The sequence below is a fragment of the Serratia sp. MYb239 genome (assembly GCF_002966855.1).
Taxonomy (GTDB): Bacteria; Pseudomonadota; Gammaproteobacteria; order Enterobacterales; family Enterobacteriaceae; genus Serratia_B; species Serratia_B rhizosphaerae.
In genome coordinates this window covers 469,572-483,637 of record NZ_CP023268.1, presented here as the reverse complement: position 1 = coordinate 483,637, position 14,066 = coordinate 469,572, and the positions used below count along the sequence as shown (strand labels likewise).

The following is a 14,066-nucleotide window of genomic DNA, read 5'->3' as shown; positions in this document are numbered from 1 at the left end:
CATGGCCAATCACGTATTGGATGCATTTATCCAACAGGTTTCCACGTTTCCAAATAGCCCGGCAATTATAGATAAAGACGAAAATATAATGAGTTATCAACAGCTCGATACGCTCAGCGATCGTCTGTGCGCCTTGCTACAACAGTCTGGCATCGGCCCCGGCGATCTAGTTCCGCTGCTGGCACAGCGTACGCCGCAGCTGATTATCGGCATACTGGCGATTGTCAAAACCGGCGCCGCTTATATTCCTCTGGACAGCAGCTATCCTGAACAACGGATCAAATACATTATCGAACAAAGCCGCTCACCAATTATATTGTCCGATCATAAACATAATACTAAAATAAATCAGTACGACAGCGAGAAAATAATTCACATCGATACTATTCCAAACGACATAGTATTAAATAGTCGACAGGTTGATATTCCGCAGCACACGCTGGCGTATGTTATTTTTACCTCCGGCACTACCGGCACGCCAAAAGGCGTGATGGTCGAACACCATTCGCTGTGGAATATCATCCGCTGGCACAATCAACAATTCGCCATGGACGCAGACTGCCGCACCACGCTGAACGCCGGCATCGGTTTTGACGTCGCGCAATGGGAGATTTGGTCGGCGCTGACCAGCGGCGCCGCGCTGTGCCTGCCTGCGGAAGATCTGCGCCTGCAGCCCGCCGCGCTGCTGCAGTTTTTTGCCGACCGACGGCTGACCCACGCCTTTGTGCCGACGGTGCTGGTGCCGGATGTGGTGCGCGCCGACAAGCCGGCGCAACTGGTGCTGCGCTACCTGTTCACCGCCGGCGAAAAACTCGCCCCGCTCGACCCAACGCCGCTCGGCAGCCCGCTGATTGACTACTACGGCCCGACCGAAACGACCATCTTCGCCACCTATAATTCGCTCACCTGCGCCGCCGATGCCGCCACCGCCAGCATCGGCCGCCCGGTCACCGACACGGAAATCTTTATTCTGGATGAACAGCTGCAACCAGTCAGCGGCGATACGCCCGGCGAACTGTTTATCGGCGGCAGTTGCCTGGCACGCGGCTATCTGCATAACCCGCAGCTCACGGCCGAAAAATTTCTCCAGCCCGCCGGGTTTAACGGTAAACGCCTGTACCGCAGCGGTGACCGTGCCCGCTGGCTGGCGGACGGTCGTATTCAGTTCCTCGGCCGGCTGGACGATCAGATCAAGATCCGCGGCAACCGCATCGAACTGGGCGAGATTGAGAGCGTGATAATGCAGACGCCCAGCGTCAACGCGGCGGTCGCGCTGGTGACGAATCCAGAGCATGCCATCGATAAAAAAATTATCGCCTGCCTGGTGGCCGACACCGCCCAGCCAGCGCTGATTGAGGCCGTAAAAGCACGGCTAAAAAAGACACTCCCATCTTACTTCCTGCCGGCCGATTACCTGCTGCTGCCGCGTCTGCCGCTTAACGCCAACGGTAAAACCGACAAGGCGGCGCTGCTGACACACTACGCCGCCAACCGCACTGCCGGCGACGACGCCCTGCCGAACGCCGCACAGGAACAGGTCGCCGCCGTCTGGCGCGAGCTGCTGGAACTCAGCACAATCGGTGCCGATGACAACTTCTTTGACGTCGGCGGCCATTCGCTGCTGGCGGCCCGGCTGGCGGAGAGCATCGGCCAACGGCTCGGGGTGAAAACCTATGTGCGCGATATTTATGAATACCCCACCGTCACCACGCTCACCACCGCGCTGGCGCAACGCGCCGGGCAGGCGCAGTCGGAGCTGGACAGCGAACCGGTGCGCGCGTTGCAGGAAGATGCAAAATTAACGCCGGACGTCCATATCAATCCACACTATGAACCGCAGCAACTGACCGATCCGCGCGCCATTCTGCTGACCGGTGCCAGCGGATTTGTCGGCTCACACCTGCTGGCGGATCTGCTTGCCACGCGTCAAGCGGATATTTACTGCCTGGTGCGCGAAGGCAGCGCCGAGCAGGCCGGCAAACGCCTGGATGCGGTACTGCAAAAACACCACATCGTCCTGAGCACCGAACAGCGCAGTCGGGTATATGTCATGCCCGGCGATCTGGCGGAACCGCATTTCGCGCTGCCCGATGAGCAGTATCAGCAGCTATGCCGACAGATCGATCTGATTTATCACTCCGCCAGCGCGGTGAACTTTATCCAGCCCTACTCCTACATGAAGCGCGACAATGTGCAGGGCCTGAACGAAGTTATCCGCTTCGCCGCTCATCTGCGCACCAAACCGCTGATGCTGCTGTCCACCATCTCTGTCTATAGCTGGGGACATCTGCACACCGGTAAACGGGTAATGCTGGAGAGTGACGACATCGACCAGAACCTGCCGGCGGTACTCAGCGATCTTGGCTATGTGCGCAGTAAGTGGGTAATGGAAAAAATCGCCGATCTGGCGGCGCAACAAGGGTTGCCGCTGATGACCTTCCGGCTGGGTTACGCCACCAGCCACAGCCAGAGCGGCGTCAGCGCCGACTATCAGTGGTGGGGACGCCTGGTGAAAACCTGCCTGAGCAGCGGCACGGTGCCTGAGCTGCATGACCTGCGCGAAGGCCTGACCACGGTGGATTATATGACGCGCACCATTGCGCATATCAGCCGTAACCCACAGGCTCTAGGGCTGAAATTCAATCTGATTCATCAGGATAGCAACAACCTGACGCTGCAGCAGTTCTTCCAGCGGCTGGAGCACTATTTCGGTTACCGCTTCCGTCAGATGCCGTACCACGACTGGCTGGCGCAGTGGCAGCATGATGAAAACGCGCCTCTGTACCCGCTGCTCAGCCTGTTTCGCGACAACATGTCGCATGGCCAGGCGGCGGTGCAACTGTATCAGAATACCTATCAGTGGGACTGCAGCAACGTGAAGCGCTTTCTGACCGGCAGCGGCATTGAGGAGCCGCGCTTCACCCGGCAGGAGCTGGAAAACTACCTGTACCGGCTCACCGGCAAAGTGCCGATCTCGCTGACGGCATAGCCAAACGGCGGGCCGGCAATGGCCCGCCCTGTTCCTCAGCGCACCGTCAGCCCGCGCAGCAGGGTTTCCAACGGATACACCGCGGCGATGATCAGCTCATCGCGCACCTGCGCCGCCGCATCCAGCTGCTGCTGGGTTTGCTCCGCCTCATGCTTGCCCAGCGGCTTACCCTGCCGCCAGCGATCCAGCAGCTTCAGCCCCAGATCCGCCAGCGCGTTGACGTCCTGCGCCACCGGCGCCAGATCTTTCATCAGCACGTTGCCGCCAATCAGCCGTTTCACCGGCGCCGCGTTCTGCTGCCAGCGCAGCAGGCGGCTACGCAGCGCCTCGGCGGCCACGCGGTTATCGCGATCGCGCAGCAGCGCTTCCACCTGCTGATGCATCTCGCGCACCGCCCGGCTCTCCGGCGGCAGCGCGTCCGCCAGGCGGTTCAGCGGCTCAAACTGGTGATAGTTGCCCGCCTGGAACTTCAGATGCTGACGCGTGTAATACTGCGCCGGCTCCAGCGCTTCGGCCAGCGTCTGCAGCGGCATAATCTCGACGCTGTTGGCCAGACGGGTGAATTCACGCGCGGTTTCCGCATGCTGCTGCAGGCCGACGGACACCACCGACCAGGCGTCCACCGCCGCCAGACGGCGGTACATACTGCTCTCGTCGGTGACGTCCTGCGCCGACCACAGCCGCTCCGCCACGGCGAAGGCGCGCGGCCACAGCTTCAGGTCCAGCAGCGGCGCGCGCACGTTCTCCGCCCACAGCGCCGCCTCACCGCCAAGAATATTGGCCTGCTGTTTGGCACCCGGCACCACCGGCATTTTACCCGCCGGCGCCGCATCCAGCCGGCTGCCGCTGGTGGGATAACGTACGTTGCCCAGCAGCGTATAGCCGCTGAGCGTGTCCTTTTTCAGGGTCAGCACCGGACGGGTATCGCCCATCCAGGTATCCAGCCGGAAGCTCACCTGCTGCGGCGTGCGCCAGACAATATCATGCAGGGCGCGGCGCGTTTTGCCGTCAAAGTCGATAAAGCCGCGCCAGCCCTGCCGGCCTTTAATCAGGGTAAAGCTGCCCGTCACCGCGCTGCCCTTCAGGCGCGGAATGTCAAAGCGCCAGCTTTGCGCCTGCTCGCCGGCCGCCACCTTTGTTTCCACGCTCAGCGGCTGCGGCAGCACCTCATTGCGGTAGTGATAGGCGGTGCTCTGCGGCTGATCGAGGTAGAAGCCGGTGGACAAAATGCCCTGATAGCCATCCTGTGCGCTGGCGCCCAGCGAGTCCGGCCCCTGCCAGGACTGGATCAGAATGGTGCGCGGCAGCGCAGGATGATAGATCTCATCCCAGCCCACCATACGCCGCCGGTGCTGTTCGAGGATCTTTTCCAGCCGCTGGTTGAACCAGGCCTGCAGCGCATGGGCATCCGCCAGCTGATGCTGGCGCATAAACGCCTGCAGCGTTTTCGACTGCTGCCACTGGCTGGGATCGACCTCATCGCCGCCAATATGCACATAGGGATCGGGGAAGATCGTCGCCAGCTCGCCGACGATCGCATCAATAAACTGATACACCTGCTCGTTGCCAGGATCCAGCGTCGGCGCGTGCACGCCCCACTCGCGCTCCATCTGGTATGGCCCCGGCGCGCTGATCAGCTCCGGATAGGCCACCGCAATGCTGGAAGCATGGCCCGGCAGATCGATCTCCGGCACCACGCGGATGCCGCGTGCCGCGGCGTAGGCCACCACCTGCTGCATTTGTTCGCGGGTATAGAACTGGCCGTCGCTGGCCAGTTGCTGCAGCTTGGGATAACGCACGGAGGCAAAACGCCAGCCCTGATCGTCGGTCAGGTGCCAGTGGAACACGTTGAGCTTGGCCGCCGCCATGCCGTCCAGCTGGCGCAGAATATCGCCGACCGGCAGGAAATGGCGCGCCGAATCCAGCAGCACGCCGCGCCAGGCAAAGCGTGGCTTGTCGCTGATACTGACCAGCGGCAAGAAGGTGTTGTGTCCGTCGGTCTGCACCAGCTGCAGCAGGGTTTCCATGCCGCGCAGCGCGCCGAAGCGGGTGGCGGCGGTCAGCGTCGCCCCCTGCGGCGTCACCGATAATTGGTAACTTTCATCGCTGTCCGGCAGCGGCTGCGCCGAGACCTGACGTTGGATCTTCACCGTAATATTGCTGGCCTGCTGCGCCGTCGGCGGCGCCAGCGTCCAGCCGGTCTGCAGTTCCAGGCGCTGACGCCAGCGCGCCGGCGCGTCACCCAGATTATCGCCTTCAATCTTCAGGTTCAGCCGGGGCGTCAGCACCAGTTTGCCCTGCGGCTGGGCGATATCCACCTGCTGCGGCCACGGCATCAGCGGCAGTTTGCCCGCCGGCTGCGCCAGCGCGCTTAAAGGGCAAAGTAACGACGCCGCAAGCAGCGTATAACAAAGCGGTTTATGCATCGAAAATTCCTCAGAGGACAGCAAAATCTTATGGATTAAGTACGACAAAAAAACAGCAGAAAGCCCGAGCATAAGGGTAAACGCAGTGCGCCTGTCCAGCGCCGACGGCGAAAAAGCGGGGTTGATCACAGATAACACAGCCAGGCTGGCGCACGCGCCGGGTTGTCGGCAAGATCCCGTCCGTAAAATGCGTTACTCTGTTTTTGTACTTGCCATGCGCCCGCGGCAGCGGCACATTGCCGGGAAAGCCCACGTTCATCGGCGTTTACGCCTTTCAACCATAACGATAAACCGATCATGCAAAACCGGCTGACCATTAAGGACATCGCCCGCCTCAGCGGGGTAGGAAAATCCACCGTTTCACGCGTGCTGAACAATGAAGGCAGCGTGAGCCAGCAAACCCGTGAGCGCGTGGAGGCGGTGATCCGTCAGCAGGGGTTCACCCCGTCCAAATCCGCACGCGCCATGCGCGGCCAGAGCGATAAGGTGGTCGGCATTCTGGTGTCGCGCCTGGATTCGCCGTCGGAAAATCAGGCGGTGCGCACCATGCTGCCGCTGCTCTACCAGCACGGCTATGACCCGATCGTGATGGAAAGCCAGTTCGACAGCCAACTGGTGCAGGAACACCTGCACGTGCTGGCGCAGCGTAACGTCGACGGGGTGATCCTGTTCGGCTTTACCGGCCTGGAGGCCGAGATGCTGCAGCCGTGGCAGGAGAAAATGGTGGTGATGGTGCGCGAGTATCAGGGCTTCTCTTCAGTCTGCTACGATGATGCCGGCGCGGTGAACCTGCTGATGGACCGGCTGCGCCAGCAGGGGCACCGCGATATCAGCTACCTCGGCGTCCGGCAGTCGGACGCCACCACCGGCGCGCGCCGCTATCAGGCCTATCTGGACGCCTGCCAGCGCCACGGTCTGACCCCGCACGCGGCGCTGGGCGAACTCAGCTACCAGAGCGGCTTCCAGCTGGCGGCGGAGGCGATCGTCCCGCAGACCCGCGCGTTGATCTGCGCGTCTGACAGCATCGCCCTCGGCGCGATCAAATATCTGCAGCAGCAGCAGATCGCCGATATTCAGGTGTGCGCCATCGGCAATACCCCGCTGCTCAGCTTCCTGTTCCCGGAGACGATGTCGGTGGAGTTCGGCTACGGCAGCGCAGGCGTGCAGGCGGCGCAGCAACTGCTGGCCCAGCTCAGCGGCGACGCGCCGATCCGCCGCATCGTGGTGCCGAGCAAACTCTCTTAACCCTCCTGCCGCATCGGGCCACCCGCGCGGCGGTTTCCCTTGAGATCTCACACGTCATTTTGTGATCGTCATCCGATTCCGGGAACGTTCCCATTTTCTAACCACGGCGAAATGACTAAGCTTTGATCGGCTTCACCCTACTTACCTCTGCGTGTCGTTCAGGCCCCGCTCGCCGGCACGGCATACGCATAACAACGCCAGATATACCCATAGAAAGGTATTCATAATGAGCAAAGTAAAACAGCAGGATATCGATCGCCTGATTGCGCTGGTCGGCGGCCGCGACAATATCGCCACCGTCAGCCACTGCATTACCCGGCTGCGCTTCGTGCTTAACGACCCGGCCAAAGCCAGCCCGAAAGAGATCGAAACCTTACCCATGGTGAAAGGCTGCTTCACCAACGCCGGGCAGTTTCAGGTGGTGATCGGCCCGGAGGTCGGCGATTACTATCAGGCGCTGATCGCCAGCGCCGGCGTCAACGAGGCGGACAAAGAGCAGGCCAAAACCGCCGCGCGCCAGAATATGACCTGGTCCGAACGCGCCATCTCCCACTTCGCCGAGATCTTCTTCCCGCTGCTGCCGGCGCTGATCAGCGGCGGTCTGATCCTCGGCTTCCGCAATGTGATCGGCGATATTCCGCTGTCCGACGGCCAGACGCTGGCGCAGTCCAGCGCCGGCTGGAAAACCGCCTACGACTTCCTGTGGCTGCTGGGCGAGGCGATCTTTATGTTCCTGCCGGTCGCCATCTGCTGGTCGACGGTGAAAAAAATGGGCGGCACCCCGGTATTGGGCATCGTGCTGGGCGTCACACTGGTGTCGCCGCAGCTGATGAACTCCTATCTGCTCGGCCAACAGGTGCCTGAACTGTGGAACTTCGGCTGGTTTACCGTGGAGAAGGTCGGCTATCAGGCGCAGGTGATCCCGTCGATCCTCGCCGGTATGGCGCTCGGCTGGATTGAAACCCGGCTGAAAAAGTGGGTGCCGGATTACCTCTATCTGGTGGTAGTGCCGGTGCTGTCGCTGCTGCTGGCGACCTTCCTGGCCCATACGCTGATCGGGCCGTTCGGCCGCATGATCGGCGACGGCGTCGCCTGGGCGGTTAAAGCGGTCATGACCGGCAGCTTTGCGCCGATCGGCGCCGCGCTGTTCGGCTTCCTGTATGCGCCGCTGGTGATCACCGGCGTCCACCAGACCACGCTGGCGATCGATATGCAGATGGTGCAGAGCATGGGCGGCACACCGGTGTGGCCGATCATCGCCCTGTCCAATATCGCGCAGGCCTCGGCGGTGCTGGCGATCATTATCGTCAGCCGCAAGGCCAACGAACGTGAAATTTCGGTGCCGGCGGCAATTTCCGCCTACCTCGGCGTCACCGAGCCGGCAATGTACGGCATCAACCTGAAGTACCGCTTCCCGATGCTGTGCGCGATGATTGGTTCCGCCTGCGCCGGCCTGATCTGCGGCCTGGCCGGGGTGATGGCCAACGGTATCGGCGTCGGCGGCCTGCCGGGTATTTTGTCGATCAAACCGCAGTTCTGGCTGGTGTTCGCGCTGGCGATGCTGGTGGCTGTGGTGGTGCCGCTGGTGCTGACCATGCTGGTGTACCGGCGCAAGGCGCGCCGCGGCGAACTGCCGGTATAACGCGCTATCGATCATGAATGTAGGGGCCAGGCGCGCCTGGCCCGCTGTCACAGTCAAAAGGTATTCTTTATGAGCAACCCAATCCCCTGGTGGCAAAACGGCGTCATCTACCAAATCTACCCGAAGAGCTTTCAGGACAGCAGCGGCAACGGCTACGGCGATCTGGCCGGCGTGATCCAGCGGCTGGATTATCTGCAGGATCTGGGCGTCGACGCCATCTGGCTGACGCCGGTCTATCTCTCCCCGCAGGTGGATAACGGCTATGACGTCGCCGATTACTGCGCCATCGACCCGGCCTACGGCAGCATGGAAACCTTCGAACAACTGGTGGCGGCCGCGCACCAGCGCGATATCCGTATCGTGATGGATATGGTGTTCAACCATACGTCGACCGAGCATCCGTGGTTCCGGGCGGCGCAGGATCGCCACAGCCCGCAGCGCCAGTTCTATATCTGGCGCGACGGCGCTGAGGGGGCGCCGCCGAATAACTGGCGCTCCAAGTTCGGCGGCTCGGCCTGGCAGTGGCACGCCGACAGCGGCCAGTATTATCTGCACCTGTTCGCCGCCGAGCAGGCCGATTTGAACTGGGAACACCCGCCGGTGCGCGAGGAGCTGAAGAAAATCTGCCGGTTCTGGGCGGACAAAGGCGTCGACGGCCTGCGGCTGGATGTGATCAATCTGGTGTCCAAGCAGCAGGATTTCCCGGATGACGCGCACGGCGACGGCCGGCGTTTTTACACTGACGGCCCGCGCATTCACCCATTCCTGCAGGAAATGAGCCGCGAAGTGTTCCGCCCGCGCGGCCTGATGACGGTCGGCGAGATGTCGTCCACCAGCCTGGAACATTGCCGGCAATATGCGGCGAACGGCGGCGAAGAGCTGTCGATGACCTTTAACTTTCACCACCTGAAGGTCGATTACGCCAACGGCGAAAAATGGACGCTGGCGGCGCCGGACTACGTGGAGCTGAAGCAGATTTTCCGCCACTGGCAGCAGGGCATGCACAACCACGCCTGGAACGCGCTGTTCTGGTGTAACCACGATCAGCCGCGCATCGTCTCGCGCTTCGGCGACGACCATGCGCTGCGCGTGCCGGCGGCGAAGATGCTGGCGATGGTGCTGCACGGCATGCAGGGCACACCCTATATCTATCAGGGCGAGGAGATCGGCATGACCAATCCGCGCTTTGCGCGTATTGATCAATACCGCGACGTCGAAAGCCTGAATATGTACGCCGAACTGCGCGCTGCGGGGCGCAGCGACGCCGAGCTGCTGGCGATACTGGCCAGTAAATCGCGCGATAACGGACGCACGCCGATGCAGTGGAATGCCGGACCCAACGCCGGCTTCAGCCAGGGCATGCCCTGGATCCCCTGCGCCGATAACTACCGGCAGATTAACGTCGAGGCGGCGCTGGCCGATCGGGATTCGGTGTTTTACACCTATCGCCACCTGATCGCCCTGCGCAAGCAGTATCCGCTGCTGACCCACGGCGACTATCAGGATCTGGCGCCGGCGCACCCGGCGCTGTGGTGCTACCTGCGCAGCTGGAACGGTCAGCGGCTGCTGGTGGCGGCCAACCTGAGCGCCCGGCCGCAGGCGTGGGACGCAGCCGGCGTTGCAGCATCCGATCTGTGGCGCGTGGCGATCGGCAACTACGCCGATGCGCCGCCGCTGCCGCAACCGCTAACCCTGCGCCCGTTTGAGGCGGTGTGGTGGCTGCTGGAGGAGTGAAGTTTCCACACTCATCTGCGTCAACCAATGCTCAGGGCCAAACGGCCCGTTTCCCGTCGGCGAGACGGCGATCTGTATAGCGATCGCCCCGCCGCCGGCTTTCTTTGTCCTGCATCAAGAAAATTCCGCCAACACCCATATATAGTATCTCCATTACCACCAGCACCTATATATAGTAGTTATCCACAAAATCATCCACACTGCCCCGTAGCCCAGACCCGCTGCGGCATTGCCCTGTGGATAAGCTGAAACGGCTATCTGTTCCCATCGGCGGAACAAGGAGAACGACGTGAAACCAGTAGTGATTAAACGGGACGGCTGTCAGGTTCCCTTCGACGAAGCACGTATCAAACAGGCCATCGAACGCGCCGCCCGCGCCGCCGAGGTGAACGACAGTGAGTATTGCGCCGCCGTCGCCCGTGAAGTCGCTCAACAGATGTCCCGCCAGCCGCGGCTGGATATCCATGATATTCAGCAGGCAGTGGAAAACCGGCTGATGGCCGGCGAATACAAACAGCTGGCGCGCGCCTATATCGAATACCGTCACGACCGCGACGTCGCCCGCGAACTGCGCGGCCGGCTGAATCAGGAGATCCGCGGCCTGGTCGAACAGAGCAACGCCGCGCTGCTGAATGAAAACGCCAATAAAGACAGCAAGGTCATTCCCACCCAGCGCGATCTGCTGGCCGGCATTGTCGCCAAACACTATGCCAAGCAGCATATCCTGCCGCGCGACGTGGTGCTGGCCCACGAACGCGGTGAAATTCACTACCACGATCTGGACTACGCGCCGTTTTTCCCGATGTTCAACTGCATGCTGATCGACCTGCAGGGCATGCTGACCAACGGCTTTAAAATGGGCAACGCCGAGATCGAAACGCCGAAATCGATCTCCACCGCCACCGCGGTCACCGCGCAGATCATCGCGCAGGTGGCCAGCCATATCTACGGCGGAACTACCATCAACCGTATTGATGAGATCCTGGCGCCGTACGTCAGCGCCAGCTTCCGCAAACACCAGCAGGTGGCCGAAGAGTGGCAGATCCCAGACGTGGCGGGCTACGCCATGGCGCGCACTGAAAAAGAGTGTTACGACGCTTTCCAGTCGCTGGAGTATGAGGTCAATACGCTGCATACCGCCAACGGCCAGACGCCGTTCGTCACCTTTGGCTTCGGCCTCGGCACCAGCTGGCAGTCGCGGCTGATCCAGCAGTCGATCCTGAAAAACCGCATCGCCGGGCTGGGGAAAAATCGCAAAACGGCGGTGTTCCCGAAGCTAGTATTCGCCATCCGCGACGGCCTCAACCACCGTTACGGCGATCGGAACTACGACATCAAGCAGCTGGCGCTGGAGTGCGCCAGCAAACGCATGTACCCCGATATCCTCAATTACGATCAGGTGGTGCAGGTAACCGGTTCGTTTAAAACGCCGATGGGCTGCCGCAGCTTCCTCGGCAGCTATCAGGAGAACGGTAAGCCGGTGCACGACGGGCGCAACAACCTCGGCGTCATCAGCCTTAATCTGCCGCGCATTGCGCTGGAATCGCAGGGCAATGAGGAGCGCTTCTGGCAGTTGCTGGATCGCCGCCTGCTGCTGGCGAAAAAGGCGCTGATGACGCGCATCGCACGCCTGCAGGGCATCAAGGCGCGCGTGGCGCCGATTCTGTATATGGAAGGGGCCTGCGGCGTGCGGCTGAACGCCGACGACGATATCGCCGAGATCTTCAAAAACGGCCGGGCGTCGATCTCCCTCGGCTATATCGGCATTCATGAAACCATCAACGCGCTGTTCGGCAACGCCGGGCACCTGTTCGATGACCAGGCACTGCGCGCCAAGGCCGTCGCCATTGTCGAACGTCTGCGCGCCGCCACCGAAAGCTGGAAAGAGGAAACCGGCTACGGCTTCAGCCTGTACAGCACCCCGAGCGAAAACCTGTGCGACCGCTTCTGCCGGCTGGACACCGCCGATTTCGGCGTGGTGCCGGGCGTGACCGACAAGGGCTACTACACCAACAGCTTCCACCTCGACGTCGAGAAAAAGGTGAATCCGTACGACAAGCTGGACTTCGAGGCGCCTTACCCGCCGTTGGCCAATGGCGGCTTTATCTGTTACGGCGAATACCCGAACCTGCAGCATAACCTGAAGGCGCTGGAAGACGTATGGGACTACAGCTACAGCCGCGTGCCCTATTACGGCACCAATACGCCGATCGACGAGTGTTACCAATGCGGCTACACCGGCGAGTTCTCCTGCACCAGCAAAGGGTTTACCTGCCCGAAATGCGGCAATCACGACTCTGCCAAAGTGTCGGTCACCCGCCGCGTCTGCGGCTATCTCGGCAGCCCGGACGCGCGGCCATTCAACGCCGGCAAGCAGGAAGAGGTTAAACGCCGGGTGAAGCATCTGGATAACGGGCAGTTGGGCTAACGGCCCGACCGGCCGTTTACGGAAGGATCGGCGATGAATTATCACCAGTATTACCCCGTCGACGTGGTCAACGGCCCCGGCACCCGCTGCACGCTGTTTGTCGCCGGCTGCGTGCACCAGTGCCGCGGCTGCTACAACCAGAGCACCTGGCGGCTTGATTCCGGCCAGCCGTTTACTGCGGCGCTGGCGGACCAGATTATCGCCGACCTCAACGACCTGCGCATTACACGCCAGGGATTGTCGCTGTCCGGCGGCGATCCGCTGCATCCGGCCAATGTGCCGGAGATATTACGGCTGGTGCAGCGGGTACGCGCTGAATGCCCCGGTAAAGATATCTGGCTGTGGACCGGCTACCGGCTGGCGGAGCTGGACGCGGCGCAGCTACGGGTGGTAAATCTGATCAACGTGCTGATCGACGGGAAGTTCGTGCAGGCGTTGCGCGATCCGGCGCTGATTTGGCGCGGCAGCAGCAATCAGGTGGTGCATAAGCTGCGCTGAGCGTGAAGCGGGGATGCATTTTTGCATCCCCGCAACTTTTTAGAATATAAACATCCCGACCATGCCGGTCAGGATGCCGCACAGCGCCACCAGCGCCGCCGTCAGGCACAGCGCTTTGGCGGTGAAGGCCTTCTTCAGCATCAGCAGCGACGGCAGGCTGACCGCCGGCAGCGTCATCAGCAGCGCCAGCGCCGGGCCGGGGCCCATGCCCGCCAGCATCATCGCCTGCACGATCGGAATTTCCGCCGCGGTGGGAATCACAAACAGACAGCCGGCAAGCGCCAGGCCGATAATCCACAGCAGGCTGTTATCCACCGCGCCCTCGGCGTGCGGGAACAGCCAGACCCGCGCCGCCCCCAACAGCAGCACCGCCAGAATATAAACCGGGATGGTTGACCAAAACAGCGTCCACAGCGCCGCCATCCAGCGGCGCAGGAACGGCTGAGGCGCGTTCTCGCACGCCGGCAGAGTCGTCACCGCTTCGCTCGCCGGCGGCGCGTCGTTTGCGGTCAGACGCTGCACCAGCCAGGCCACGCCCAGCACCATGATCACACCGGCCGCCAGACGCATGGCGGCAAACTGCCAGCCCAGCACAAAGCCCATAAAAATCAGCGTGGCCGGGTTCAGCACCGGGTTGCTGAGCCAAAACGCCAGCGCCGCACCGCTGGATACCGACTGGCGGCGTAAACCGGCCGCCACCGGCGCCGCGCAGCAGGTGCACATCATGCCCGGCAGCGCGATCAGCGACCCCAGCAGCGTGCCGGAGAAACGCTGATGCCCCAGCGTACGCACCAGCCAGTCGCGCGGAATCAACACCTGCACCAGTGACCCCACCAGCACGCCCAGCAGCGCGGCCTTCCACACCGCCGCAAAGTAGGTCAGCGCGTACTGCCACGCCGCTATCCACGGGTTATGCGCGCCATCGGCCAGGATCGAGCCGCCGATGGAGTGGCTTTCCGCCGCGACAAACGCCTTACCGTAGTAAGGCTGCCATTTGACGTAGTACAGACCGACGGCGACCACCAGTAAAAACAGCACGGGTTTCCACAGCGGCCATGAACGCGTCTGGCTGCCGGAGGCAGGTAAAGGTTGAGACATGAGAGT

8 protein-coding genes are annotated in these 14,066 nt (G+C 61.9%); 6 read left to right on the top strand and 2 right to left on the bottom strand.

Annotated features, from left to right (window positions below; all coding sequences use genetic code 11):
- Positions 1-88 precede the first annotated feature (88 nt).
- A complete protein-coding gene (locus tag CLM71_RS02300; protein WP_234008608.1) occupies positions 89-2,989 on the top strand; it encodes an amino acid adenylation domain-containing protein in 2,901 nt (966 codons plus the stop codon).
- Between the two features lie 35 nt (positions 2,990-3,024).
- Here the strand turns inward: CLM71_RS02300 and CLM71_RS02295 are convergent, their stop codons facing one another.
- Positions 3,025-5,415 (bottom strand): beta-N-acetylhexosaminidase, encoded by a 2,391-nt coding sequence (locus tag CLM71_RS02295; protein ID WP_105229568.1) that lies wholly within the window; start codon positions 5,413-5,415, stop codon positions 3,025-3,027.
- A gap of 297 nt (positions 5,416-5,712) precedes the next feature.
- Between CLM71_RS02295 and treR the strand changes: the two genes are divergently transcribed.
- The 5 genes from treR (at position 5,713) to nrdG (ending at position 12,962) form a co-directional block, all read left to right on the top strand.
- Entirely contained in the window at positions 5,713-6,660 is a 948-nt protein-coding gene (treR, locus tag CLM71_RS02290; RefSeq protein ID WP_105229567.1) for a trehalose operon repressor TreR, read from the top strand.
- A 226-nt stretch (positions 6,661-6,886) separates the two neighbouring features.
- Positions 6,887-8,302 (top strand): PTS trehalose transporter subunit IIBC, encoded by a 1,416-nt coding sequence (gene treB / locus CLM71_RS02285; RefSeq protein ID WP_105229566.1) that lies wholly within the window; start codon positions 6,887-6,889, stop codon positions 8,300-8,302.
- A 69-nt stretch (positions 8,303-8,371) separates the two neighbouring features.
- Positions 8,372-10,036, top strand: a complete 1,665-nt coding sequence (gene treC / locus CLM71_RS02280) for an alpha,alpha-phosphotrehalase (protein WP_105229565.1) — start codon at positions 8,372-8,374, stop codon at positions 10,034-10,036.
- Positions 10,037-10,325: 289 nt separating this feature from the next.
- Positions 10,326-12,464 (top strand): anaerobic ribonucleoside-triphosphate reductase, encoded by a 2,139-nt coding sequence (nrdD, locus tag CLM71_RS02275; protein WP_105229564.1) that lies wholly within the window; start codon positions 10,326-10,328, stop codon positions 12,462-12,464.
- Positions 12,465-12,497: 33 nt separating this feature from the next.
- Positions 12,498-12,962, top strand: coding sequence for an anaerobic ribonucleoside-triphosphate reductase-activating protein (gene nrdG / locus CLM71_RS02270; RefSeq protein WP_105229563.1), 465 nt, complete (start codon positions 12,498-12,500; stop codon positions 12,960-12,962).
- A gap of 39 nt (positions 12,963-13,001) precedes the next feature.
- Here nrdG and CLM71_RS02265 read toward each other — a convergent pair whose 3' ends face one another.
- Complete coding sequence (locus CLM71_RS02265; protein WP_105229562.1) at positions 13,002-14,060, bottom strand: permease; 1,059 nt, start codon at positions 14,058-14,060, stop codon at positions 13,002-13,004.
- Positions 14,061-14,066 lie beyond the last annotated feature (6 nt).